The following is a 25,553-nucleotide window of genomic DNA, read 5'->3' on the forward strand; positions in this document are numbered from 1 at the left end:
GCGTACCGACCGCCGCATGCGGCCGAGGCCGGACCTCGGCGGCCTGACGACCGGATGACAAGCTGGGCCCATGTTCCCGGAGACTCCCGCCGCCGCGGCGGCGCTGTCGGTGGCCAGGCGTTTCTACTCGCCCGCGTTGTTCAACCACTGCGTCCGCTCCTACCTCTGGGGGACGATGTACGGCACGGCGCACGGGATCGCCTTCGACGACGAGCTCTACTACGTCTCGGCCCTGCTCCACGACATCGGGCTGACGGAGCCTTTCGACAGCCACAGGGCGCCGTTCGAGGAGGCCGGAGGACATCTGGCCTGGGTCTTCGGCGTGGCGGCCGGCTGGCCGGCGGAGCGGGCCGCCAGGGTCGGCGAGATCATCGTGCTGCACATGCGCGACGACGTGTCCCCGGCCACCGACCCCGAGTCCCACCTGCTGCAGGTCGCCACGAGCTGGGAGGTGGTGGGACGGCGGCCGGAGGAGTTCTCGCCGGAGGCCAGGGCGGAGATGCTCGCCCGCCATCCCCGGCTGGGATTCGGCGCGGAGTTCCTGGCGTGCTTCGAGGACCAGGCGAGGCGCAAGCCGGACAGCGCCACCGCCGCGTCGGTCGGGAACGACGTCGCGGGACGGATCGCCGCCAACCCCCTCGAAGACCGCCGGCCCGCCTGACCTCGCCGTCAGCCGAGGGCGTGGTCGAGGTTGAAGGCCGCGCTGATGAGCGCGAGGTGGGTGATGGCCTGCGGGAAGTTGCCGAGCTGCTCGCCGGTGTGACCGATCTCCTCGGCGTACAGGCCCAGATGGTTGGCGTACGTGAGCATCTTCTCGAAGGCCAGGCGGGCCTCGTCGACGCGGCCGGCGCGGGCCAGGGCCTCGACGTACCAGAAGGAGCAGATGGAGAACGTGCCCTCCGAGCCCCGCAACCCGTCGGAGCTGACCGCGGGGTCGTAGCGGTAGACCAGCGAGTCGGAGACCAGCCCGTCGCCGAGCACGTCGAGGGTGGACAGCCACTTGGGGTCGGTCGGGGAGACGAACTTGGCCAGCGGCATCATCAGCAGGGACGCGTCCAGCACGTCCTCGTCGAAGTGCTGGACGAACGCCCGCAGCTTGGCCGACCAGCCGCGCCGCATGATCTCCTGGTAGATCGCGTCGCGTGCCTCACGCCAGCGCGGGATGTCGGCGGGCAGCCCGCGCTGGATCGCCACCCGCATGGCGCGCTCGATGGCCACCCAGCACATCAGCCGCGAGTAGACGAAGTTCTTACGGCCGCCGCGGGTCTCCCAGATGCCCTCGTCGGGCTGGTCCCAGTGCAGGCAGACCCAGTCGACCAGGGTGCAGAGCTCGTCCCAGCGGTCGCTGGCGATCGGGTCGCCCCACTTGTTGTAGAGGTAGATGGAGTCGATGAGCGCCCCGTAGATGTCGAGCTGGAGCTGGTCGGCGGCGGCGTTGCCGATCCGCACCGGGGCGGAGCCCCGATAGCCCTCCAGATGGCCGAGTTCGTGCTCGGGCAGGTCGCTGCGCCCGTCGATGCCGTACATGATCTGCAGCGGGCCGGTGCCGCTGTCGCTGCTGAGCGGCACGTGCGTGGACAGGAAGCCCATGAAGGCCTCCGCCTCCTTGGTGAAGCCCAGCCTGAGCAGCGCGTACACGCAGAACGCGGCGTCGCGGACCCACACGTAGCGGTAGTCCCAGTTGCGCTCGCCGCCGAGCTGCTCGGGCAGGCTGGTCGTCGGCGCGGCGACGATCCCGCCGGTCGGGGCGTAGGTGAGCAGCTTGAGCGTGAGCGCGGAGCGGTGGACCACCTCGCGCCACCGGCCGCGGTAGCGCGAGGACGACAGCCAGCGCCGCCAGTAGCGGACCGTGGCGGTGAACTCGTCCTCGGCCTCCGCGATCGGGCAGCCGCGCGCCGCCAGGTCGCCGCCGACCCGGTCGAGCGCGAACACCGCCTGCTCTCCCTCGCTGAGCTCGAACTTCGCCCACGCGTCCTGCCCGTCGGTCTCCATCGGCACGCTGGCGGTCAGGGACAGCGACAGCGACGCCGACTCGAACAGCACGCGATCCTCCTGCGGGATCACGGTGTGCGGCTGCCTCGCGTAGTCGAAGCGGGGCGCGACCCGGGCGCGGAACGGGAGCGAGCCGCGGACGCAGGACACCCGGCGGATCATCCGGTGCCGGTCGGCCTCGCGCGAGTCGTCCGCGATGGGCATGAAGTCCTGGATCTCGCCCACCCCGTCGTCGGCGAAGAAGCGGGTGATGAGGACGTTGGTGTCGGGGAAGTAGAACTGTTTGGTCCTGGCCGGGGTGTCGGCGGCCAGCTCGAACGAGCCGCCCCGGTCGGCGTCGAGGATCGCGGCGAACACGCTGGGCGCGTCGAAGCGCGGGCAGCAGTACCAGTCGATGGTGCCGTTGGTGCCCACGAGCGCCACCGTCCGCAGGTCGCCGATGAGACCGTGGTCTCCGATCGGCAGGTAGCGGGAGTCGCCTGAGTGACCGGGTTCTCCAGCAGTCATGGCCGCCCTTTCTCCCTGTCTGTCCCTCAAGGTAGACATGTTGGGTTCTTGACGGCCTCTGAGGTTCGCCAAGGGGCGGCAGATCTTCCTCGGGTGTTCTCGCCGGCCAGGTTGCGCCGGGGATCTCGTGGATGCCATGGCGGATCGGTAGAGAGCGCCGCTGTTGCGGTGCAAGACCGGTATTCAGGTTGGCATGTGCGAAGGGTATGGTGAGGGCTGTGACGACGTTCCGGATCAGTGAGGCCGCGGCGCTGCTCGGGGTCAGCTCCGACACGGTCCGCCGGTGGGTGGACGCGGGCCGGCTGCGCGCGGAGCGCGACGAGCACGGCCACCGGAGGGTGAACGGCGCCGATCTGGCCGCCTTCGCCCGTGCCCAGGTCGAGTCGGTCGGCGACGGCGGCCGCACGTCGGCGCGCAACCGTTTCCGCGGGATCGTCACCGAGGTGATCCGCGACGCGGTGATGGCGCAGGTGGAGATCGCCGCGGGGCCGTTCCGGGTGGTGTCGCTGATGAGCCGCCAGGCCGCCGACGAGCTGGGCCTGGAGCCGGGGGTGGTGGCGGTCGCCGTGATCAAGTCCACCAACGTCGTCGTGGAGATCCCCGGTCACGAGCGTGTGGCCAGTCATCTGTGAGGAGCCCCCTTGGTCTTTCGTCTTTCCCGGTGGGCGGTCGCCCTGCCCGTCGCGCTCGCGCTGGGGTTGTCGGGGTGCGGCTCCGGCGCCACGTCCCCCGCTTCGGAGGCGGCGTCCGGCGGCGACGCGAAAGAGGTGACGGTGTTCGCGGCGGCGTCGCTGACCGGGACGTTCACCGAGCTGGGCAAGGCCTTCGAGGCCGCGCATCCGGGCACGACGGTCCGGTTCAACTTCGGCTCCAGCGCCACGCTGGCCCAGCAGCTCGTCCAGGGCGCCCCGGCCGACGTGTTCGCGGCGGCGAGCCCGGCCACGATGAAGACCGTCACCGACGCCGCGCTGGCCGGTGCGCCGGTCACGTTCGTACGCAACAAGCTGCGGATCGCCGTCCCCGCCGACAACCCCGCGCAGGTGGACGAGCTGAAGGACCTGGCCGGCCCCGAGGTGAAGGTGGCGCTCTGCGCGGAGCAGGTGCCGTGCGGGGCGGCGGCCGTCAAGGCGCTGGCCGCGGCCGGGCTGAAGGTCACCCCCGTCACCCTGGAGCAGGACGTCAAGGCCACGCTGACCAAGGTGCGGCTGGGTGAGGTGGACGCGGCGCTGGTCTACGCGACCGACGTGATCGCCTCGGACGGCAAGGTGACCGGCATCGAGTTCCCGGAAGCGGACCAGGCGATCAACGACTATCCGATCGCCACCCTGGCCAAGGCGCCGGCCGGTGAGGCGGCCCGGCAGTTCGTCGACCTGATGCTGTCGCGGCAGGGCAGGGACGTGCTGACCGAGGCCGGCTTCGAGGCGCCCTGATCAAGGATGAGTTCTTCCGCGCCGGAGCGCCTCGACCTGCCGGGCCCGCGCCGTGAGGTCTCCGGGCGGCTGCCGTGGATGCTGGTGCTGCCCGCCGTGGTGGGGCTGGTCTTCCTGGTGCTGCCGCTGGCCGGGCTGCTGATCCGTGCCCCGTGGCCGACGCTGCTGGAGCGGCTGGCCGAGCCGCAGGTGCTGGAGGCGCTGCGGCTGTCGCTGGTGTCGGCCACCGTCGCCACCGTCGTGTGCCTGCTGCTCGGGGTGCCGCTGGCCTGGCTGCTGGCCCGGGTGGAGTTCCCGGGCCGGAGGCTGGTGCGGGCGCTGGTCACCGTGCCCCTGGTGCTGCCGCCGGTGGTCGGCGGTGTCGCGTTGCTGCTGGTGCTGGGGCGGCGCGGGCTGGTCGGGCAGTGGCTGGAGGCGAGCTTCGGGATCACGCTGCCGTTCACCACCGCGGGGGTGATCGTGGCCGAGGCGTTCGTCGCGATGCCGTTCCTGGTGATCAGTGTCGAGGGCGCGTTGCGCGGCGCCGACCGGCGTTTCGAGGAGGCCGCCGCCACGCTCGGCGCCTCCCGCTGGACGGTGTTCCGGCGGGTGACGCTGCCGATGGTCATGCCGGGGGTGGTGGCCGGGGCGGTGCTGTGCTGGGCGCGGGCGCTGGGCGAGTTCGGCGCGACGATCACGTTCGCCGGCAACTTCCCCGGCACCACCCGCACCATGCCGCTGGCCGTCTACCTGGCCCTGGAGACCGAGCCGGAGGCCGCGATCGTGCTCAGTCTCGTGCTGCTGGCCGTCTCCGTGGTCATCCTGGCCAGCCTGCGCGACCGGTGGGTGAGCGCGCCATGACCCTGCGCGCCCGCCTGGTCGTCAACCGGCCCGCGTTCACCCTCGACCTCGACCTCCATGTCGCCGCCGGGGAGGTGGTCGCGCTGCTCGGCCCCAACGGCGCGGGCAAGACCACCGCGCTGCGCGCCCTGGCCGGGCTCACCCGCATGTCCGGCGGGCAGATCAGCCTGCGCGGCCGGCCGCTGCACACCCTGCCCGCCGAGAGCCGCCCGATCGGCATGGTCTTCCAGGACTACCTGCTCTTCCCCCATCTGTCGGCGCTGGACAACGTCGCCTTCGGGCCGCGCTGCCAGGGCGTCTCCAAGGCCGAGTCCCGCCGTGCCGCCGCCGCCCTGCTGGAGCGGGTCGGCCTGGCCGACCGCGCGAGCGCCAGACCGGCGCAGCTGTCCGGCGGGCAGGCACAGCGGGTCGCGCTGGCGCGGGCGCTGGCCGTGCGGCCGGAGCTGCTGCTGCTGGACGAGCCGCTGGCCGCGCTCGACGCCCACACCCGGCTGGAGGTCCGCTCCCGGCTCCGACGCCACCTGGCCGACTTCGACGGCGCGACGGTCCTGGTCACCCACGACCCGCTCGACGCGATGGTGCTGGCCGACCGGCTGATCGTGATCGAGCACGGCGCGATCGTCCAGCAGGGCGCCCCGGGCGAGGTCGCCCGGCGCCCGCGCACCGACTACGTGGCCCGGCTGGTCGGGCTCAACCTGTATCGCGGCGGCGCCGACGCGGGCCGGGTCAAGGTCGGCGAGCTGCTGCTGCACACCTGCGAGCAGCTCGACGGGCCCGCGTTCGTCGCCTTCCCGCCCGCCGCCGTGGCGCTCTACCGCTCCCGCCCGGACGGCAGCCCGCGCAACCTGTGGCGGGCCACGATCGACGGCATCGAACGGCACGGCGACAACGTCCGGGTGCACCTCGACGGGCCCGTCACCGCGTTCGCCGACATCACCCCCGCGGCCGTGGCCGACCTGGACCTGACCCCGGGCCAGCGGATCTGGGCCTCGGTCAAGGCCACCGAGACCCACGCCTACCCGGCATGAGCGACGACTGCGACGGGGGCCTCCTCAGCGCCGGCGGTTCGCCCTCACGGGCGTGCCGACTCAGTCCTGCCTGTGCCGGAGCATGTCGCTCTCAGCAGGGTCATACGCGAGGCGTGAACTGGTTCAGGTCATAGATCCCGAGCGCCTTCTCGATGTCGGCCACCTGCCCGACGACGCCGGTGAAGCCGGCCGCGCCGAAACGGCGGTGCTCCTCGTCTTCGAAGGTCTCGGCCATCTCGGTGAATTCCCTGGGCGGGATGACCTCGCGCATGGCGGGGAAGACCACGGTGTCCTCGCGTGCCTCGTGGGGCTCGTACATGCGGATGAAGGCGGCCATGTCGGCGGTCAGGTCCCGGCGGGCCCGCTGGGGGGCAGGTTTGGCGGTGACGTCCAGGATGCGGCCGGTCAGCACGCGGCCGCGCTGGTGCTGCCGGACCAGGATGGGCGCGGTGTCGGTCAGTTTGCCGGCCTTGACCAGGCGCGGGAAGACGTGACGTTCTTCAAGTTGCTCGTGGTACTCCTCTGGGCGGGCACCGGCTCGCCGGCGTTGATCCGCCGGATGCCCTCCCGGTAGATCAGCAGGATGCGTTTGAGTACCCCGTGCTCGCGCATGAGGTCTTCTGGTGGCGTGACCGGCACCTCTTGGGTCTGCTCCGTGCTGGGGCAGGGGTGGATGTCGCGGCGCCGCCGGCTTGCCGGATCGTCCCGCACGCGGTCAGCACCGCCGAGCCACAGGCCAGGGCGACGGGCAGGCTGAGCATCTCGCGGCGGCGCACGCTCGGTGTTTCGCGGTCGTCCCACGCTTCGTCGCTCATCTTCGGTCCCGGCCCCCAACCAGCCCGATACGGCCGGCTGGACCGCATCACCCCAGATGCTGCCCAGCCACCGGTGATCCGACGTGACAACGGAGGTAATGCTTCCCTCTGTCCGGGCCGGCCGCCCGGTGCTCCCCGCCGGCGGTCGTGGTCAGCCGGCGGGGACCCGGCCGGCGACCGGTAGCCGCTCCCTCCTGTCCAGCCGCCTGACGGCCGCCGCGGAGGCCAGCCCCGCGGCGGCCAGCAGCGCCCACGGCAGAGCTGTCATGCCGTTGGAGCGGCCCGCGTCGACCAGGGCGCCCGCCAGCAGGTTGCCGGCCAGGATCCCGATGCCGGACAGCAGGTTGTACACGCCGTAGTAGGTGCCGATCAGCCGGTCTCCCGCCAGGTCGGCGATGGTGGCCATCTCGAACGGGAAGGCGGCCAGCGTCCCCAGGGTGAGCAGCAGCGTGCACGCCACCAGAGGCAGCAGCGCCCAGCCCGGGGGCAGGGCCAGGTGCGCCGTCGCCGCCGGGGGCAGGAACGCGATCCCCATGAGGGCCAGGCCCCGGCTGATCGCCTGTCCCCGGCTCCACCGGGCCGAGCACCAGGCGGTCAGCCGTACCTGCCCGGCGATGCCGAGCAGCGCCGACAGCGCGTACAACGCCATCACGCCGCTCTCGCCGCCGCCGACCCGCTCCACCTCCAGCGGCAGCGCCAGGTACATCTGGAACGACAGCGCGTAGGAGGCGATCATCGCCGCGGCGAAGGAGACGAAGGCCCGGTCGCCGAACGCCCGCCGCCAGTCGCTCAGCACCGGCTGCTGCTCACCGGCGGGCCCACGCCGGGCCGGCAGGCACAGGCCCTGCATGACGGTCAGCACCGCGAAGACACCCGCGGCGGACAGGCACACGGCGGTGAAACCGGCGTTCAGCAGGGCGATGCCGACCAGCGGGCCGAGCAGGATGCCGCCCTGGTAGAACACGTTGAACACGGCGAACGCGGCCACCTTGCGCTCACCCGCCTCGCACGCCAGGTAGGCGCGGGCCGCCGGGTTGAACAGCGCCCCGGCGACCCCGGTCACGGCGGCCGCCACGAGGAGCCACGGCAGCGACGTGGTCAGCCCGAACAGGGCGAACCCGATCGTACGGAGCGCGCACCCCAGCATGATCAGCGGCTTGTAGCCCAGCCGGTCGGCCAGGGTGCCGCCGATCAGGAACAGGCCCTGCTGGCTCAGGTTCCGCAGGCCCAGGACGAGCCCGATCGTCCAGGCGGCCAGACCGGCGCCGGACGACAGATGCTGGGCGAGGTAGGGCATGAGCATGTAGAAGCCGAGGTTGATGCCCGCCTGGTTGATCTGCAGGAGCTGGATGGGCCGGTCGAAGGAGCGGAACTCGGCCAGGGTGCGCCTCATCGCCCGGCTGCCAGCGGGGCGCGCACGCCTGTGCAGCGCGTCCAGCGGTGGACTTCCCGCTCGTCCGGAGCGAGCAGCAGGTCCGGCTCGCCGGCCGGGACGGCGCCGAGCAGGCCGTGGGCCCGGCAGTAGTCGTCGTCGTAGATGCTCTCCCAGTAACGCCACGGCCCGTCCGGGAAGATCGCGACGATCGTCCGGCCGGGCTGCGTACGGGCCAGCCACCGGGCCACGAGGGCGACGGCGCCGGTGCTCCAGCCGCCGGAGACGTAGTGCAGGGCGGCCAGGGTGCGGCAGGCCCAGACCGCTTCGGCGGGGGCGACCCAGTGGACCTCGTCGAAGGCGTCGTAGGCGACGTTGCGCGGGTAGATGCTGGAGCCGAGCCCGCGCATCAGCCGCGGCCTGGCGGGCTGGCCGAAGATGGTCGAGCCCACGGTGTCCACGCCGACGAGGCTCAGGCCGGGGAAGTGGCGGCGCAGCACGCTGGAGATGCCCGCGCTGTGCCCGCCCGTGCCGACCGAGCACACCAGCGTGTCGATCTGGGGGACCTGGTTCAGCAGTTCGTGGGCCAGCCCGGCGTAGGCGTCCACGTTGTCGGGGTTGTTGTACTGGTCGGGACAGTAGGCGCCGGGGCTCTCCGCGAGGAGCTGCCGCACCCGTTCGCGGCGGGCCTGCTGCCAGCCGCCGACGGCGCAGGGCTCGGTGACCATCTCCAGCCGTACCCCGTAGGAAGTCAGCAGCCGGCACATGAGCGGCTCCATGCCGGGGTCGGCCACGAGCACGACCGGATGGCCGAACACGATGCCGGCCAGCGCCAGGCCGAGCCCGAGCGTGCCGCTGGTCGACTCGACGACGGTCGCGCCCGGCTGGAGGTCGCCGCGCGCCCGTGCCCGGCGCACCATGTGCAGCGCCGGGCGGTCCTTGATGCCGCCCGGGTTGAAGCCTTCGAGTTTGGCCCAGAATCCTCCGCCGCCCGGCACGAACGGCTCGGATATGAAAGTCAACGGCGTATTGCCGACCGAGAGCGGCAGCGTCGAATATCTACCGGACGGCGCCTCTTTCAGGCGCGCGGAAACAGCTTGCGATGACATGATGGAGATCCCCGAAATGAATGGACGGTTGACGGCTCATGAAAAGGCCGCGCGTCCTATATGCGCATCACACAGAGATCTTCCTGACAGGACGTGGGGCGGCCCGCCACGGCCGCCGGGGCCGTGCCGCCCACGGCGGCGGGAGGGGAGACGACGATCGCGGCCGGCATGGGCGCGCCGGTCGGCGGGCCGGCCGGATGGGTCGCCGAGCCGTCCTGCTCCGTGCTGTGCCTGTGTCTCTCGGGCAGCTGGTGATGCCAGCAGTGCGCACGGTGCTGAGCTGCGGCGACGTGCCCCTGGTCCGCGGCGTGACCGCCGTCGCCGACCTGGGCGCTGTGGCTGGCCTGCTCCGACAGCTCCAGGGCGGCGCAGGCGCCGCCGTGGGCGAAGACCGCGACGATCAGCCAGACGACCGCCAGCAGCGCGTGCGACACGAGCCGCCCGGCGCGAGATCCGGCCGGGCGGCGCGAAAGGGTCGTCCGTGTCGCTGACATCACCTGAAATAGTGCCCGGAAGGCGGCCGGGCGCGCTCGGCAGGAGCAAACTTTCCGGTAAAGCTACCGCCGGTCACAGGTTATGGCGGGCTTTCTCGCCGAGAGCGACCGGTCATTCGTCTTATCTGCGCGACACGGCGCCGGGGGTTTGCCCTGTCCGCCGGAATATCGGCCACACTGGACAGCGCGGCGGTCCTTCTCGTCCGCCGTCCGTCAATTCCCGCTGATATCAGGAGTGCGCCATGGCCCTGTCCAGACGACGGATCGTCGCCGGCTTCGGCGCCATGGCGGTCGGCGCCGTGGCATGCCCCTATGACCGGGAGCGCGCGTACGCGCCGGCGACCCTGGCCGTGCCGCCCGGCGTCGCCCCGGAGCGGCTCGCGCGTGACGAGCGCTTCTGGGCGACCGTCGCGCGGCAGTTCCGGGTGAGCCCGGACTTCGTGAACCTGGAGAACGGCTACTACGGGGTCATGCCGGAGCCGGTCCGGCGGGCGTACCACCACAACGTCGACCATCTCAACCAGCACAGCTCCCACCTGCTGCGGACCACCTACAAGCCGCGGGCCGACGAGGTCCGCGACCGGATCGCCGCCCTGCTCGGCGTGACGAGGAACGAGATCGCGCTCACCCGGGGCGGCACCGAGGCCCTGCAGAACCTGATCTCCGGCTACCGCCGCCTGCGCCCGGGCGACGCCGTCATGTACGCCGACCTCGACTACCACAGCGGGCAGTACGCCATGAACTGGCTGCGAGCCCGGCGCGGCGTCACCGTCGAGCGCATCGTCATGCCCGAGCCCGCCACCCGTCAGGCGGTGCTCGACACCTACGAGCGAGCCCTGCGCCTGCACCCGAAGGTGCGGCTCCTCCTGCTCAGCCACATGAACAACCGCACCGGCCTGGTCACCCCGGTACGCCAGATCATGGCCATGGCGCGTGAGCGCGGCGTGGACGTGATCGTGGACGCCGCCCACTCCTGGGGCCAGCTCGACTTCACCATCGCCGGCCTCGACGCCGACTTCGGGGTGTTCTCGCTGCACAAGTGGATGGGCGTGCCGCTGGGCGCGGGGTTCCTCTACATCCGCGCGGATCGCCTGGCCGACATCGATCTTCTGTACGACGACGAGACCTACCCGGCGTCCGACATCCGCTCACGGGTGCACTCGGGCACCATGAACGTGGCCCCGTTCCTGACCGCGGACGCCGCCCTGGACTTCCACGAGACCCTGGGCGCGAAGGTCAAGCAGGCCCGCCTGTGTTTCCTGCGCGACCGCTGGGTCCGGCGGGCGCACGAGCTCGGCGCGCGGGTCCTCACCCCGGACGAGCCCGGCATGTACGGCGGCATCACCGCGTTCCGGCTGCCCGGCCGCGACTCGGAGGCTGACAACGTCGCGATCGCGGACGAGCTCATGACCAAGCACCGGATCTTCACGGTCGCCCGCAGCGGTATGAGCGGCGGCGACGCCGTCAGGGTCACCCCCGCCCTGTTCACCTCCACCGACGACGTCGACCGCCTGGCAGCGGCCCTGAGCGACCTCGTCACCCGGCCTCGGTGAACGTTTCCGCAGGGCAGGGCGTCAGCGCGAGCCGTACGACCAGGCAGCGTGCCTGACAGATACTCCAGGTGACGGCGGGGTCACGGGGCCGGTGGGACCACCGCGACCGGGCACCTGGCCTCGCGCAGCGCGGTCTGGGTCACCGGTCCCAGCAGCAGGCAGGCGGGTGACTCGTTGCCGCGGCTCCCCAGCACGAGGAGCGTCGCGTCCTGGGCCGTCTCGATCAGCGCGCGCTGGGGCCGCTCGGCCACGAAGGCGGTCATGACCGGTACCTCGGGGTGCCTGCGGGCCAGCTCCGACGCGACTTCGCGGAAGCGGGCCTCCGCTCCCCTGCGCAGCGCGTGCGAATCCACGAAGGGCAGCGGATCCTGCCAGGCCGACGAGCCGCACTCGGTCCAGCAGCAGAGTGCCTGCACCGTGCCGCCGCGCAGGGCGGCCTCGTCCAGGGCGAAGTCGAAGGCCGCCAGGCTCGGGGGCGAGCCGTCGAGCCCGACCACGATCCGGACCTCCGGGCTGCTCGGCGGCGGGACGGGCCGTACGATGACGACCGGCCGCGCGCTGTGCGCGGGCACCTGCACGGCGGCCGATCCCACCTGCAAGCTGTCGAAGCCGCCCTGCCCGCGGGACCCGAGCACGGTCAGCTCCGCGTCGCGCCCGGCCTCCAGGATCACCGCCGCCGGCGTGCCCTTGCCGAGCAGTTGCAGGACATTCACGTCGGGAGCCAGCTCCCGGGCACGGCGGACGCCCTCCTCCACGACGGTCAGGGCGACGTGCTCGATCTGCGCCATGATCTCGTGGGTGACGGGCCGGAAGGCGTAGGGCCAGTGCAGGGCATGGCAGACCAGCACCGGCAGCCCTCGGATGCGCGCCGCGTCGAGCGCCCAGCTCAGCGCCTGGTGGCTCCCCGGCGAGTCGTCGTAGCCGACCAGTACGGGCCGACCGGCGTATCCATCGCTCATCGCCGCCTCCGGAGAAGTTCTGTGTCCTTCGTCAGCGCCGTCAGCCGCACGGCGGTGACCTTGTATTCAGGGCAGGAGGTCACGGTGTCCGCCCGGTCGGAGGTGAGGGCGTTGACCCCGCTGGAGGGGAAGTGGAAAGCGCAGAAGACCTGGCCCGGAGCCACGTCGTCGCTGAGGCGGGCGATCAGGGAGGCGCTGCCGTGGCGGCTCTCCACCCTGACCCGGTCGCCGTCGCGCAGGCCGTGCCGGGCCGCGTCGTCCGGATGGACGTCGACCCGGTCGACGGGGTCGAGCCGCAGATTGTCCGTACGACGGGTCATCCCGCCGGAGTTGTAGTGCGCCCAGCGCCGTCCGGTGACCAGGACCAGAGGGTAACGGTCGTCGGGCTGCTCGCCCGGCGGCAGATAGGGCGCGGCGCTGAGGTGGGCGAGCCCGTCGGGGGTCGCGAACCGTTCCCGGTAGAGCGAGGACTCGCCGGGCCGGTCGGGGTCCGGGCACGGCCAGCAGACCGCGCCTTCGCGGTCGAGCCGTCCGTGCGACAGCCCCGCGAAGGCGGGGACCAGGCGGGCGCACTCGTCCAGAGCGTCAGCCGGGGTGGGGCACCCCAGGTCGGCGCCGAGCGTCGCGGCGAGCGCGTGGATGACCTCGAAATCGGTGAGCACCCCTTCCGGCGGGCGGAGGGCGGCGCGCACCCGCTGGAAGCGGCGGTCGAAGTTGACGAAGGTGCCTTCCTTCTCCAGCCAGGACGCGACCGGGAACACGACGTCGGCCCTGCGGGCGGTCTCGGACAGGAACAGCTCGCTGCAGACGACGAGCGGGCAGGCGTCGAGCGCCTCGGCGACGAGCGTGCTGTCGGGATCGGTGGCGCAGACGTCCTCCCCGATGACCCACAGCGCGCGGAGCTCTCCCGACCGGGCGGCGGCGAACATCTGCGGGATGCGCAGCCCCGGCCGCGGGGGAACCGGGGCGCCCCACACCTCCTCGGCCCTGGCCCGGGCGGCGGGGTCGGTCACCTTCCCGTAGCCGGGCAGGAGGTCCGGCAGCGCGCCCATGTCGGAAGCGCCCTGGACGTTGTTCTGGCCGCGCAGCGGGTTCACCCCGAAGCCGCGGCCGGTCCCGACCGCTCCGCGCAGGATCGCGAGGTTGGACAGGGTGCGCACGCCGTCGGTGCCGTGCAGGTGCTCGGTGACGCCCAGCCCGTAGACGATCGCCGGCCGCTCCGCCCGGCCGAAGAGGCGGGCGGCCGCGACGATGTCGCCGGCGGGGACGCCGGTGACGGCGGCGGCCCGCTCCGGCGAGTAGTCCTCCAGCAGCGCGGTGAGCTCGGGCAGGCCGCTCGCCCGATGGCGCAGGAACTCCTCGTCGACCAGGCCCTCGGCGAGCAAGACGTGGGCCAGCCCGTGGAAGAGCGCGACGTTGGTGCCGGGCCGGGGCCGCAGGTGCACGTCGGCGTAGCGGGCCAGGCCGACCGCCCGGGGGTCCGCCACGACGAGCCGTGCCCCGCGCAGGGTCCGCTGGAGCAGCCGCGCGCCGACCACCGGATGCGCCTCGGCCGGGTTGGCGCCCACCAGCAGCAGGCAGTCCGCGGTCTCCACGTCGTCGAAGCCGTCGGTGCCGCCGGACAGGCCGAACGTCGCTGTCAGCCCGGCGGCCGAGGGGGAGTGGCACAGCCTTGAGCAGTTGTCGACGTTGCTGGTGCCGATCACGACCCGCATGAACTTCTGGAGCAGGTAGTTATCCTCGTTGGTCGCCCTGGCCGAGGAGATCGCCGCCACCGCGCCGGGGCCGCCCGCGGCGACCGCGGCCCGTAGCCCCCGGGCGACGTGATCGAGCGCCTCGCGCCAGCTCACCGGCCGCAGCCGGCCGGCGCGGCGCAGCAGCGGCCCGGTGAGACGCTCGGGCGAGCGGAGGAAGCCGTGGGCGAACCGTCCTTTGACGCACGCGTGCCCGCGGTTGACCGGGCCGTCGTGGGCGGGCGACACCGCGATCACCTCGCCGTCGCGCGTGAGCACGTCCAGCGAGCAGCCCACCCCGCAGTAGCCGCACGTGGTGCGGGTGCGGGCCGCCTCCGGCGCTCGGCCGCCGCCGGGCAGGCCGGGCTCGGTGAGCGCCCCGGTGGGACAGGTGTCGACGCAGCCGCCGCAGGAGACGCAGTCGGACTCCGCCCACGGCCCTCCCGTGCCGGGCGCCACCACCGTGTCGGAACCCCGTCCGGTCAGGGTGAGGGCGAAGGTGCCCTGCACCTCGGCGCACATGCGCACGCACCGGCCGCAGGCGATGCACAGGTCGCGGTCGAGGTGGACGTACGGGTGGCTGTCGTCACGTCCCCGGCCGCCGGTTCCCCGGGCCAGGTCCGGGGCTATCCCCAGCGAGTGGCAGAGTGTGGCCAGCTCGCTGCCGCCGTCGAGAGCGTACGGCGGCAGCGCCGAGACGATCAGCTCGACCGCCTCGCGGCGCGACGTCCGCAGATCCTCGGCGGCGACCTCGATCCGGGCGCCGTCGGCGGCCGGAGTGACGCAGGCGGCCACCACCGAGCCGCCGGATCTGACCAGGCAGGTGCGGCAGGAGCCCACGGAGGTCAGCCGGTCGTCGTCGCACAACGTGGGCAGTTCGCCGCCGGCCGCGCGCACGGCGTCGAGCATCGAGGCGCCGTCCGCGACGTGCGCGGTCACCCCGTCGACCAGAACCCTCACCGGTCCCACCCCGCCAGCCGGTCGCCGTAGGCGCGGGCGAGGCTGCGCACCGCCGCCGGCACGCGACGTCCGAAAGCACACAGGCTGGCCTCGCCCATGACGCGCAGCAGCCGCGCGTACTCGTCGCCCGCCCGCGCGGCGGTCCGGGCGATCTCCAGACCCCGGCGGGACCCCACCCGGCACGGCGAGCACGCCCCGCAGCTCTCCGCGGCGGCGAACTCCCATACGTGCCGCAGCACGTCCTCGGGCTCGACGTGCTGGTCGAAGGCGACGAGCCCGGCGTGTCCGAGCGCCGCGCCGCGACCGGCCAGGGCCGCCTCCGACAGCGGCACGTCGAGTTCGCCGGCGGCGAGGAAGCCGCCGAGCGGCCCGCCGACCTGCACCACGGCCAGCTCCGAGCCCTCGCGCAGGCCGCCGCCCAGCTCCTCGACGATCGCGAGCACGGACGTGCCGAGTTCGACCTCGTAGCAGCCCGGCCGGGCGAACCGCTCGGACAGGCAGACCAGCTTCGTGCCGGTCTCCGAGGACGTGCCGCGCGCGGCGTAGGCGTCTCCGCCCCGCTGGACGATCCACGGGACCGCGGCCAGCGTCTCCACGTTGTTCACCACGGTCGGGGCGTCCCACAGGCCCTTCCTGGTCGGGTACGGCGGGCGCGGCCGGGCGCAGCCACGCCCGCCTTCGAGCCCCGCGACGAGGGCGGTCTCCTCGCCCGCGACATAGGAGCCCGCGCCCTCGGCCACCTCGATGTCGAGATCGACGCCGGTGCCGTGGATCCGCCGTCCCAGATGCCCGTCGGCGCGTGCCCGCTCCACCGCGGCCCGCATGCGGGCCAGCGCCTGCGGATACTCCGACCGGACCAGCACCACGCCGCGGCGGCCTCCGGCCGCGTGACAAGCCAGCGCCAGCCCTTCCAGCACCCGTCCCGGATCGGCCTCCATCAGCAGCCGGTCGGCGTACGAGCCCGGGTCGCCCTCGTCGCCGTTGGCCACCACCACGGTGTCGGGCGAGCCCTGGGCGGCGGCCCACTTGGCGGCCACCGGGAAACCGGCTCCTCCGCGCCCGCGCAGCCCGGAGGCCGCCACCTCGGCGAGGACCCGTTCCGGGGCGAGCGTCCGCACCACGCGGGGCCACACCTCCCAGGGATCCTCTCTCCCGACGACGCCGGCCAGCACCACCGGAGCGCCGGTGGCGTCGGCGGCGGGTATCGGGGGAGCGTGGGCCCGCGCGCGGCCGGAGAGCTGGGCGGCCGGATCCGGGCCGGTGCACGGCGTGTCGCCGTCGAGGCAGGCCGGGCCCGCGTAGCAGTAGCCGAGGCACCGGACGCTCTGCAGCGAGACCCGCGCCCGCGCGTCCACGTGGTCCGCCGCGACGCCGAGCGCCTCCTCCACCTCCTGGACGTGGCGGCCCGACCCGGCCGCGAAGCAGGCGGCGGCGGTGCAGACCCGGACGTGACGGCGACCGCGGGGAGCGGCCAGATCGGCGTAGAAGGTGGCCGGTCCGAGCCCCGCCGCGGCCGGCAGGCCGAGTCGCCGGGCCACTTCGGGCGCCCGCTCCTCGGCGGATCCTTGTCCGGCTCTCGCCGCCTCGGACAGGGAATCCAGCATCCGCGGACGCCCGCGACGCTCGGCCAGCGCGCGAAAAGCGTCGAATCTGCTGGTTGAACCCACATTCCCATCATGAACCCGTGCCGGTGACTGTCCTACGAAGGCGCTGGTCATCATTGGGCAAGGGCACATTCACGGAACCGCCGCGAGGCCGATCACAGCGGCTGGGCCTCCCGGCGGCGCAGCAGCCACCGGCGGATCTCGTCGGCGCCCCAGACGATCAACGGGAACGGGGCGACGAAGGCGAGCATGTCCACTGTCAGGGCGGCGGTGCCCAGCAGCGCCTGGAACGGCGGGGTGTAGATGAGCACGGCGGCCAGGGCCAGCTCGAAGGCGATGCCCCACAGCAGCAGGGGGTTGGAGGTGACGCCGACCGAGCGCAGGGAGGCGCGTTCGGTGCGGGCCGCGAACGCGGTGCCGATCTGGCACGTGATCATGCCGAGGAAGGTCATGGTGGTCGCCTGCCGGTAGGCGTGGTGCAACGGGCTCCCGGGACCGGTCGGATCGCCCGGGTGCCAACCGGCTCTCAGGAGTACGTAGAAGAACCCGGACATGGACAGGACGGCGCAGATCACGCCGAGGAACAGCCAGGCGCGCAGCAGCATCGAGGTGCGGATCACGCTCTCCGAGCGCTCGCGCGGCGGGCGCCGCATGAGACCGGGCTCGGCGGGTTCGCGGCCGAGCGCCAGCGCGGGCAGGGTCTCGGTGCCGACGTCGAAGGCGAGCAGCTGCAGCACCGTGAGCGGGAGCGGGACGGCCCCGCCCGCCAGGGCGAACACCAGAAACGGGACGATCTCGGGGGTGGTGTGGGCGAAGATGTAACAGATGAACTTGCGGATGTTGTCGTAGACCTGCCGGCCTGACCTGATGGCGGCCACGATGGTGGCGAAGTTGTCGTCGGTGAGCACCATCGTGGCGGCTTCCTTGGCCACGTCGGTGCCCGAGCGCCCCATGGCGACGCCGATGTCGGCGCGGCGCAGCGCCGGCGCGTCGTTGACCCCGTCGCCGGTCATCGCCACCACGTGCCCCTCGGCGCGCAGCGCGTCGGCGATCCGCAGCTTGGCCTCGGGCGAGCTGCGCGCGAAGATCAGCTGACGGTGCTCGCGCAGCAGCGCGTCGAGGTCGTGCTCGCTCATGGCGTCGAGCCGCTCACCGGTGACGACCACCGGGTGCTCGCCGGCGATGCCCACCTGCTGGGCGATCGCCGCCGCGGTCAGCGCGTGGTCACCGGTGACCACGATGATGCGGATGCCGGCGGCGTGGCAGTACGCGACGGCCTCGGCGACTTCTGCCCGCGGCGGGTCGTGCATCGCCACCAGGCCCAGCAGGGTCAGTTCGCGTTCGGCGTCCGCACGGTCCCGGGGCGCGGGCCCTGCCGGATCGAGGCGGCGTGCGGCCAGGGCGAGCACGCGCAGGCCCCGGCGGGCGTGGGCGTCCACGACCTGTTCGACGTCGTGGCGCCGGGCCGCGGTGAAAGGCCGGACCTCGCCGCCTTCCATGATCGCGGTGCAGAGCGGCAGGACCGTCTCGGGAGCTCCCTTGGTGTCCACCCACGTGCCGCCGTCACGTTCGTCGACGGTCGACATCCGCTTCAGCACCGGGTCGAAGTGGAACAGGCGCAGCCGCCCGCCGGACCGGCCGGGTGCGCCGAGCCGGTCGGCGGCCGCGAGCATCGCCATCTCGGTCGGGTCGCCCGTCAGGGTTCCGGCGAGGTCGCGCTGGGCGTTGTTGCACGCCACCATGACGGAGAGCAGCCCTCCGAGCGCCGGGTCTCGGGTGTCCCCGGCGCTCGGAGGGCTGCTCTCCGGCTCGTAGGTCCCGGCCGCGGTCCAGATCACGGTGACGCGCATGCGGTTCTCCGTGAGCGTGCCGGTCTTGTCGGTGCAGATCACCCCCGTCGCCCCCAGCGTCTCCACCGCGCTCAGCCGTTTGACCACCGCTCCCCGCCGCGCCAGGTCGCGCACGCCCAGGGCCAGCGCCAGGGTGATCACCGGCAGCAGGCCCTCCGGCACGTTGCCCACCAGCAGCCCCACGGCGAACACCGCGGCCTCCTGCACCGGCAGGTGCGCGCCGAAGGTCGCCAGCGGGATGAAGGCCGCCCCGGTGACCACCGCGATCGCCGCGATCAGCCACGCCACCTTGCGGACCTGCCGCTCCAGCGGGCTCTCCTCGCGCTGGACGCGTTCCGACAGCGCCGCGATCCGCCCCAGCTCGGTCCGCATCCCGGTGGCGAACACCACGGCCCGCGCCCGGCCCTCGGTGCACATCGTCCCGGAGAACACCAGGTCGCGAGCCCGCAGCAGGCTCACCCCGGTATCCAGCAGCTCCGCTGAGCGGAACACCGGCATGGCCTCGCCGGTCAGCATCGACAGGTCGATCTCGACGCCGCCCTCGACCAACCGGGCGTCCGCCGAGATCCGGTCCCCCTCGTCGATCACCAGGACGTCGCCGGGCACCAGCTCGGCGGCGGGCACCACCGCCGGACGCCCGTCGCGCAGCACTTTCGCCTGCACCGGCAGGTACGCGGCCAGCGCCTCGACCGCCCGCTCGGCCTGCAACTCCTGGACGAACGCGAACGCCGCGTTGATGACGATCACCACCACGATCGCCACCGCCACCGGGATGATCCCCGCCACCCACGCCAGAGCCGCGGCCGCCCAGAGCAGCAGCGCCAGCGGGTGGGTGAACTGCCGCACCAGCTCCCCAGGCCACCGATGACCACCACGGCGGTGGAGCTCGTTCGGGCCGTACTGGACCAGCCGCCGCGCCGCCTCCCGCGAGGTCAGACCGGACCGGGCGCTGCGCAGATCACGCAGCAGCAGCTCCAGCCGCTCAGTCGGATCGACCTCCCGGCCCTGGGCCGGCTGCTCCGCCTGGCTCATCGATCACATCCCCCGCACTGGATCGCCTTCCTGCCCGGCTCCCTCCAGGGGCCCGCGAAGATGGGTTGATACCCAGAACGTGCGTGGAGGGGGTCTGGAGAAGGCAATCCGCGGGGCGGCCCTTGGGACGGAATCAACCGCATCAACCTGGGGAGATACGGAGAGGGGCAGCACGGTGGCCGGCTGAAGGGGAGGGCGTGTCATGGCGGGAAAGATCATGGCCGGAGTGGACGGTTCCGTACCGGCGACCGCGGCCGTCGAGTGGGCGGCCGCCGACGCGCACCGCCGCGGGCGCTCGCTCCACCTCGTACACGTGCACGAGCACTGGCCACTCGTCCTGGACGAGGCCGAGTCGCGGTACGGCGCCGATGCGCTGCGGGCCGCCGCCGCCCGGGCACACGAGGTGGCGTCAGACGTGGAGGTGACCACGGAGGTGCGGAGCGGCAACGTCGTCGAGCAGCTGATCACCGAGTCGGCCTCGGCCGAGTGCGTGGTCCTGGGCAGCCGGGGACGGGGCGGCTTCGCCGCGATGTTGCTCGGCTCGGTCAGCGCGGCCGTGGCGGGATACGCCGCCGTGCCCGTCGTCGTCGTGCGCGGCAGGGCCGAGGCGACGTACGGGCGGGTCGTGGTCGGCTACGACGGCTCGAAGTGCTCCCGGACGGCGATGAGGTACGCCATCGAGCAGGCGCGCGCCCGCCGGGCCCGTGTCCACGCGGTGTTCGCCTGGCAGGTGCCGATGTCCGTGCCGTACGCCGCCGCCTACGTCGGTGTCCTGGACAGCGCCTTCGAGGAGCAGCAGCGCGAGGCCCGCGAAGCGGTGACGCCGTGGCGGGAGGAGAACCCGGACGTCGGGATCACCGACGAGCAGGTGTGCGAGCATCCCGTCGCCGCCCTCATGAAGGCCTCGGCCACGGCCGATCTGGTCGTGGTGGGCTCGCGTGGCATGGGCGGCTTCGCCTCGGCCGTGCTCGGCTCGGTGAGCCGCGGCGTGCTGAACCACGTCACCTGCCCGGTGGCGGTCGTCCGGCCCTCGGCGGCGGACGACAGGTGACACGGCCGGTCACAGCTGCTGACCGGTCTTCGGGTCGTACTGCACCTCCACCGCCACCACCTGGTCGGTGGGCAGCACCTCGACCCACTGGTCGAAGACCTCGTACGGCTTCGCCGGGCGGAAGCCGCCGGCGAGGGGGTCGAAACCGGTCTCGAAGACCTCCTCCGCGGCGAGGGGTTGCCGATGAGCGTGTTGGACTGCTGCAACTGGGACGCGAGGATGTCCAGGACTTCTCCCACCTTCTTGCCCTGATAGGCCGGGGGGTCGCCTTCCTGGAACTCGTACGGGAGGTCGAGTGCCGCCTCTCCCTCGACGTTCGCCTGCCGGAGCCACTCCAGTGCGGCGCTCTCGCGTCCGGGCCGTACGGGCAGGACCGCCTTGGCCCACGCGGCGTTGAGGAACTCGTTGCGGCGGGCGTCGCCGTCGATCTGGATCAGCCAGCCGAGTGAGCTCCCCAAGGGCGCGGGCTGTGTCTGCTCGGTGATGAGGTAGTCGACCCGCCACTCGTCGGTGGCGTGGCCGCCCGGATCGATCGCGTTGGTGCGGTCGGTGTGGGAGTACCAGCCCGGGGCCACGAAGTACAGCATCTCGTCCACGTCGAAGATCTGCCGGAGCAGCTCCGACCCCAGATACTGGTTCTCGAACAGCTCGAACGGCTTGAGCTTGTGGATCAGGCTGCCGTAGATCACCTGGCGTTCCTCGCTGCGCAGGTCCTGCGACGGCCGCGGGCGTTCTCCGACGCGGCGCTCAGGCCGAGCCCCTACGACGCGCACCACACGGTGCCCGCCATCGCCTTCGGGCACGCCGCGCGGTTCGCCCTTCCCTGACTCCGGTGGCAGTCAGCGGACGGCTTCGGGCACGGGCTCGCGGTGCAGGATGCGGTCCAGCCGGGCGGCGGCGTAACCGAGGACCGACAGCGCGGTCACGATAAGCAGGTCTCCGGCGGCGAGGGGTTCGGTGCTGAGCAGGTCGCGGAGCAGCGGCACGTACAGGCCGGCGAGCTGCAGCAGCAGCGCTCCGGCCACGGCGACCAGCAGCGCCGGGTTGGCGAGGGAGCCGGGGCGCGCGCGGGACCCGAGCGCGACGCCGAGCTGGACGGCGCCCAGGGTGAAGAACGCCATGCTCTGCCAGGGACGTCCGGTGTGCAGGGCCCAGACGGCGACGCCGAGCGTGACGACGGTCAGGACGACCGCGATGCGGATCACCCGCTGCCACAGGCCCGCCCCGAGGATGCTCTGGTCCGGCGGGCGCGGCGGGCGGCGCATCGCGGCCGGCTCGGCGGGCTCGCCGCCGAGCGCGACGCCGGGCAGGCCGTGGGTGAGCAGGTTGACCCAGAGGATCTGGGCGGGCAGCAGCGGCAGCGCGAGCCCGAACGCCGGGCCGATCAGCATGACGGCGATCTCGGTGGCGCCACCGGACAGGCCGTAGACCAGGAAGCGGCGGATGTTGGCGTAGACGCGGCGGCCCTCGTCGACGGCGGCGACCACGGTGTCCAGGTCGTCGTCGGCCAGGACCAGATCCGCGGCCTGGCGGGCGACCTCGGTGCCGCGTCCCCCCATGGCGACGCCGATGTCGGCGCGGCGCAGGGCGGGGCCGTCGTTGACGCCGTCGCCGGTCATCGCGACCACCTCGCCGTCCGCCCGCATGTCCTCGATGAGGGCGAGCTTCTGCTCGGGGGTGGCGCGCGCGTACACGGAGGCGCCGGAGTGTCCGTCGGAGGTGGCGAGGGCGCGGCAGTCGACGACCGGCTCGCCAGGGCCGATGATGCCGAGTTCGGTGGCGATGGCGCCGGCGGTGCCCGGATGGTCGCCGGTGATCAGGATCGGCCGGATGCCGGCGCGCCGGCAGGCGGCCATGGTGCCGGCGGCGGCCCGGCGGGGCGGGTCCAGGATGGCGACCAGGCCGAGGAGCCGCAGCCCTTCCTCCGGCACCTCCTCGGGGATGCCGGGCAGGTCGGCCTCGGCCACGGCCAGGACCCGGTAACCCTCGAGGGCGAGGCGCGCCGCCTCGGCGGCGGCGTCGTCCAGGAGCGCACGGTCGTCGGCGAGGGCCGGCGCGCGCAGCAGCACCTCAGGCGCGCCCTTGCAGATCGCCTTCGACCGGCCCTCGGGCAGCCGGTGCAGGGTGCTCATCCGCTTGCGGGCGCTGTCGAAGGGCCGTTCGGCGAGGCGGGGATAACGGCGGTTCAGCTCGCCGCGGTCCAGGCCGAGCTTGGTGGCCGCGGTCAGCAGCGCGGCCTCGGTCGGGTCGCCCAGGGCCCGCCACTCCTCGCCGTCGCCCCGTATCAGCCGCGCGTCGTTGCACAGCGCGGCGGCCGTCAGCAGGCCGGCGAACGCCTCGGGCGCCGCGTCGCCCTCGACCTCCCCGTCCGGCCCGTAGCCGGTCCCGGTGAGCGCCGCGCGCGCGGCGGGTGTCCACAGCCGGCGCACGACCATCTGTCCCTCGGTGAGGGTGCCGGTCTTGTCGGTGGCCAGGACGGTGACCGAGCCGAGCGTCTCGACGGCGTGCAGGCGGCGTACGAGGGCGCGCCGCGCGGCCATCCGCCGGGCACCCAGCGCCAGGCTGAGAGTGACCACGGCGGGCAGCGACTCCGGCACGGCCGCCACCACCAGGCTGATCGCGGTGATCACCATCAGCTCCAGCGGCTGCCCGCGCACCAGGCCCAGCGCCCCGACCACCACGCACAGGAACACCGTCACCCCGGCCAGCAGCCGCCCCACCCCGACCAGCCGCCGCTGCAGGGGCGTCAGCCCGGCCGCCGCCACCATCAACGCCGCGATCCGCCCGGTCGCGCTGGCCGCGCCGGTCGCGCTCACCTCGCCCCGGCCGCGCCCGCGCAGCACCACCGTGCCCGCGGCGATCTCGTCACCGGGGTTCTTGTCCACCGGCACCGACTCGCCGGTCAGCGCGGACTCGTCGATCAGCAGGGCCGCGGCCTCTCCCAGGCGGGCGTCGGCCGGGACGATGTCGCCTTCGGCCAGCACCAGCACGTCGCCCTGGACGACCTCGGCCGCGGGCACCTCCCGCTGGGCGCCGTCCCTGACGACCCGGGCCGTGGGCGCGGTGAGCGTGGACAGCGCGGTTATGGCCCTGTCGGCGCGCACCTCCTGGGTCACGCCGACGCCGGTGTTGACGACGATCACCAGGAGGATGACGGTCATGTCCGTCCAGTCGCCGGTGAACGCGGTCAGCGCGGTGGCCACCAGCAGCACGACGATCAGCGGGTCACGGAGCTGCCCGGCCACCCGCCGCCACAGCGGCGTGGGCGGCTTGGCGGGCAGCAGGTTGGGCCCGTCGCGGTCCAGCCGTACGGCCGCCTCCTCCGACGTCAGCCCCGGTGATGCCAGCGTCATCGGTTCACCCATCTCTCCCGGCTCGCACGACCTCTCCCTCATCTTCGCTGGTCACAGTCGGGTGGCCAGGGCCGAAGGTCACACAGTCCGGCCTCGATGACCTATTCCCAGGACCCCCGGGACCTACGTGCCCGAGCCCGATTTGCGGAGAAGGGTACCCCTAGGGGTATGCTGCGGTCATGGAGCTGAACGAGAGCATGGTGGGCGACGCGCTGACTCGACTGAAGCGGGCGCACGGCCAGCTCGCCGGGGTGATCGCGATGATCGAGGCGGGGGAGGACTGCACGAAGGTGCTCACCCAGCTCGCCGCCGTTTCCAAGGCGCTCGACCGCGCCGGGTTCAAGATCGTCGCCTCCGGTCTGCGGCACTGCCAGGACGCGCAGAACCGCGGCGACCAGCCGCCCATGAGCGTGGCGGAGCTGGAGAAGCTCTTCCTCGCCCTCGCCTGAGACCCGCGGCCACGTCGTGGCCGCGTTTTTCTGACTCTCCTATACCCCCAGGGGTATTTGAAGGGAATGGACGCACGATGGACATCACCTCTTTCCGGACGCCCGGCCTGGGCGACCAGACCTACCTGCTGACGTACGAGGGCAAGGGCGTCCTCGTCGACCCGCAACGCGACATCGGCCGCTTCCTGGACGCCGCCGCCGAGCGCGACGCCGAGCTGCGGTTCGTGCTGGAAACCCACATCCACAACGACTATGTCTCCGGCGGCGAGCAGGCCGCGCTGCGCACCGGCGCCGAGCTGGTGCTGCCGGCCGCCGCGACGCCCGCCTACCGGCACACGCCCGCCTTCCACCTGGAGGACATCGACGGCGGCGCCGGCCTGACCCTCCGGCCCATCCACACGCCCGGCCACACGCCCGAGCACACCAGCTACCTGGTGCTCGTCGACGGCGAGCCGGTGGCGCTCTTCTCCGGCGGCAGCCTGCTGGTCGCCTCGGCGGGCCGGCCCGACCTGCTCGGCCCCGAGCGCGCCCGCTCCCTGGCACGCCTGCAGCACGGCTCGCTGCACCGCCTGGCCGCGCTGCCTCCCGGCGTCGGGCTGTACCCGACCCATGGCGAGGGCTCGTTCTGCACGGCCAGCGGCGCCGGCCGGTTGACGTCCACCATCGGAGCCGAGCGCGAGGGCAACCCGATGCTGGCCATCGACGACCCGGAGGAGTTCGCCGACGCCATGCTCACCGCTCCCATGCCCATCCCGGCCTTCTACCGGCACATGGGCCCGGCCAACACGCTCGGCGCCCCGCCCATGCCGGCCGTGCGCGTCCCCGAGCTCGACGCCGCGCCGGAGGGCTCCCACGTCGTGGACATCCGCCCGCGCGGGGTGCAGGCCCGCGGCATGCTGCCCGGCTCGACCGGCATCGAGCTGGACGAGGACTTCGGCAGCTGGACCGGCTGGCTGCTGCCGTACGCCGAGCCGATCACGCTGGTCGCCGAGCCCGGCCAGGACGTCACCGAAGCCGTCACGCAGCTCGCCCAGATCGGCATCGACACCGTGCGGGGCGTCGTCCGGCATCCCGGCCCGGACGCCACGCAGACCTACGAGCTCGCCGGGCTCGACGTCTTCGTCAAGCGGCTCGCCCAGCCGCGCGCTCAGCTGCTGGACGTCCGGATGCCCAGCGAACGGGAGCAGGTCCGGCTGCCGGGCACGGTGGAGCGCTTCCTGCCCGACCTGTTCGTCCAGGGCGTGCCCGCCGAACTCGACCCGGAGCGACCCGTACTCGTCGCCTGCGCCTCCGGGCGCCGGGCGGCCATCGCCGCCGGCTTCCTCGCCGGCCGTGGCTACCGGCCGGTCGCGCTCAACGGCGCGGGCATCGCCGAGGTCGCCGACGCCCTCCGCCGGCACCACACCGCCTGACAACCTTTCC

General features: G+C 73.1%; 21 protein-coding genes. 10 read left to right on the forward strand and 11 right to left on the reverse strand.

Features of this window, described 5'->3' with window-relative positions:
- Nucleotides 1-70 precede the first annotated feature (70 nt).
- Nucleotides 71-661: an HD domain-containing protein gene (locus tag FR742_RS11360; RefSeq protein WP_148030918.1), complete on the forward strand. Its 591-nt coding sequence runs from the start codon at nt 71-73 to the stop codon at nt 659-661.
- 8 nt (nt 662-669) lie between these two features.
- Here FR742_RS11360 and FR742_RS11365 read toward each other — a convergent pair whose 3' ends face one another.
- Entirely contained in the window at nt 670-2,499 is a 1,830-nt protein-coding gene (locus FR742_RS11365) for a glycoside hydrolase family 15 protein (protein WP_148030919.1), read from the reverse strand.
- Between the two features lie 218 nt (nt 2,500-2,717).
- Here FR742_RS11365 and FR742_RS11370 point away from each other — a divergent pair, with 218 nt between their 5' ends.
- Genes FR742_RS11370 through FR742_RS11385 form a run of 4 tightly spaced genes read left to right on the forward strand, consistent with a single transcriptional unit; the run spans nt 2,718 to nt 5,797 of the window.
- Nucleotides 2,718-3,131 (forward strand): molybdopterin-binding protein, encoded by a 414-nt coding sequence (locus FR742_RS11370; RefSeq protein WP_148030920.1) that lies wholly within the window; start codon nt 2,718-2,720, stop codon nt 3,129-3,131.
- Between the two features lie 9 nt (nt 3,132-3,140).
- On the forward strand, nt 3,141-3,929 hold the full coding sequence (modA, locus tag FR742_RS11375; protein WP_148030921.1) for a molybdate ABC transporter substrate-binding protein: 789 nt from the start codon (nt 3,141-3,143) through the stop codon (nt 3,927-3,929).
- Between the two features lie 6 nt (nt 3,930-3,935).
- Nucleotides 3,936-4,769, forward strand: a complete 834-nt coding sequence (locus FR742_RS11380) for an ABC transporter permease (RefSeq protein ID WP_148030922.1) — start codon at nt 3,936-3,938, stop codon at nt 4,767-4,769.
- The gene (locus FR742_RS11385) at nt 4,766-5,797 is read left to right on the forward strand and encodes an ABC transporter ATP-binding protein (RefSeq protein ID WP_148034477.1); all 1,032 of its coding nucleotides are present in this window, start codon (nt 4,766-4,768) and stop codon (nt 5,795-5,797) included. The genes FR742_RS11380 and FR742_RS11385 overlap by 4 nt, the downstream gene beginning before the upstream one ends.
- Before the next feature lie 100 nt (nt 5,798-5,897).
- Here FR742_RS11385 and FR742_RS45130 read toward each other — a convergent pair whose 3' ends face one another.
- The 5 genes from FR742_RS45130 to FR742_RS11405 all read right to left on the reverse strand — a co-directional run bounded on the left by FR742_RS45130 (nt 5,898) and on the right by FR742_RS11405 (nt 9,587).
- Nucleotides 5,898-6,275, reverse strand: coding sequence for a hemerythrin domain-containing protein (locus FR742_RS45130; protein ID WP_396990168.1), 378 nt, complete (start codon nt 6,273-6,275; stop codon nt 5,898-5,900).
- Complete coding sequence (locus FR742_RS45135; RefSeq protein ID WP_222708901.1) at nt 6,254-6,508, reverse strand: hypothetical protein; 255 nt, start codon at nt 6,506-6,508, stop codon at nt 6,254-6,256. Before FR742_RS45135 ends, FR742_RS45130 begins: the two co-directional genes overlap by 22 nt.
- A gap of 255 nt (nt 6,509-6,763) precedes the next feature.
- Nucleotides 6,764-8,005 carry an MFS transporter gene (locus tag FR742_RS11395; RefSeq protein ID WP_148030923.1) on the reverse strand — a complete coding sequence of 414 codons (1,242 nt, stop codon included), beginning with the start codon at nt 8,003-8,005 and terminating at the stop codon, nt 6,764-6,766.
- The gene (locus tag FR742_RS11400) at nt 8,002-9,093 is read right to left on the reverse strand and encodes a PLP-dependent cysteine synthase family protein (RefSeq protein WP_148030924.1); all 1,092 of its coding nucleotides are present in this window, start codon (nt 9,091-9,093) and stop codon (nt 8,002-8,004) included. Before FR742_RS11400 ends, FR742_RS11395 begins: the two co-directional genes overlap by 4 nt.
- Nucleotides 9,094-9,149: 56 nt before the next feature.
- The gene (locus tag FR742_RS11405) at nt 9,150-9,587 is read right to left on the reverse strand and encodes a hypothetical protein (protein ID WP_148030925.1); all 438 of its coding nucleotides are present in this window, start codon (nt 9,585-9,587) and stop codon (nt 9,150-9,152) included.
- Nucleotides 9,588-9,829: 242 nt separating this feature from the next.
- Here FR742_RS11405 and FR742_RS11410 point away from each other — a divergent pair, with 242 nt between their 5' ends.
- Nucleotides 9,830-11,140, forward strand: coding sequence for an aminotransferase class V-fold PLP-dependent enzyme (locus FR742_RS11410; RefSeq protein WP_148030926.1), 1,311 nt, complete (start codon nt 9,830-9,832; stop codon nt 11,138-11,140).
- An 80-nt stretch (nt 11,141-11,220) separates the two neighbouring features.
- Here the strand turns inward: FR742_RS11410 and FR742_RS11415 are convergent, their stop codons facing one another.
- The 4 genes from FR742_RS11415 to FR742_RS11430 form a co-directional block, all read right to left on the reverse strand.
- Nucleotides 11,221-12,099 carry a universal stress protein gene (locus FR742_RS11415; RefSeq protein ID WP_148030927.1) on the reverse strand — a complete coding sequence of 293 codons (879 nt, stop codon included), beginning with the start codon at nt 12,097-12,099 and terminating at the stop codon, nt 11,221-11,223.
- Nucleotides 12,096-14,792, reverse strand: a complete 2,697-nt coding sequence (fdhF, locus tag FR742_RS11420) for a formate dehydrogenase subunit alpha (RefSeq protein ID WP_148030928.1) — start codon at nt 14,790-14,792, stop codon at nt 12,096-12,098. The genes FR742_RS11415 and fdhF overlap by 4 nt, the downstream gene beginning before the upstream one ends.
- Entirely contained in the window at nt 14,789-16,396 is a 1,608-nt protein-coding gene (locus tag FR742_RS45140; protein ID WP_148030929.1) for an NAD(P)H-dependent oxidoreductase subunit E, read from the reverse strand. Before FR742_RS45140 ends, fdhF begins: the two co-directional genes overlap by 4 nt.
- 155 nt (nt 16,397-16,551) lie before the next feature.
- Entirely contained in the window at nt 16,552-19,278 is a 2,727-nt protein-coding gene (locus FR742_RS11430; RefSeq protein ID WP_148030930.1) for a cation-transporting P-type ATPase, read from the reverse strand.
- A 202-nt stretch (nt 19,279-19,480) separates the two neighbouring features.
- Here FR742_RS11430 and FR742_RS11435 point away from each other — a divergent pair, with 202 nt between their 5' ends.
- Nucleotides 19,481-20,329: a universal stress protein gene (locus tag FR742_RS11435; protein ID WP_148030931.1), complete on the forward strand. Its 849-nt coding sequence runs from the start codon at nt 19,481-19,483 to the stop codon at nt 20,327-20,329.
- A 515-nt stretch (nt 20,330-20,844) separates the two neighbouring features.
- Entirely contained in the window at nt 20,845-21,156 is a 312-nt protein-coding gene (locus FR742_RS11440) for a hypothetical protein (protein ID WP_148030932.1), read from the forward strand.
- A gap of 12 nt (nt 21,157-21,168) precedes the next feature.
- On the opposite strand, the gene FR742_RS11445 is transcribed toward FR742_RS11440, so the two are convergent.
- Nucleotides 21,169-23,682, reverse strand: a complete 2,514-nt coding sequence (locus tag FR742_RS11445) for a cation-translocating P-type ATPase (protein WP_261808477.1) — start codon at nt 23,680-23,682, stop codon at nt 21,169-21,171.
- A gap of 179 nt (nt 23,683-23,861) precedes the next feature.
- On the opposite strand from FR742_RS11445, the gene FR742_RS11450 reads away from it, so the two are divergent.
- The gene (locus FR742_RS11450; protein ID WP_148030934.1) at nt 23,862-24,131 is read left to right on the forward strand and encodes a metal-sensitive transcriptional regulator; all 270 of its coding nucleotides are present in this window, start codon (nt 23,862-23,864) and stop codon (nt 24,129-24,131) included.
- Nucleotides 24,132-24,208: 77 nt separating this feature from the next.
- Nucleotides 24,209-25,543 (forward strand): MBL fold metallo-hydrolase, encoded by a 1,335-nt coding sequence (locus FR742_RS11455; protein WP_148030935.1) that lies wholly within the window; start codon nt 24,209-24,211, stop codon nt 25,541-25,543.
- Nucleotides 25,544-25,553 lie beyond the last annotated feature (10 nt).

It is taken from the genome of Nonomuraea sp. C10 (assembly GCF_008017515.1).
GTDB classification, from domain to species: Bacteria; Actinomycetota; Actinomycetes; order Streptosporangiales; family Streptosporangiaceae; genus Nonomuraea; species Nonomuraea ferruginea.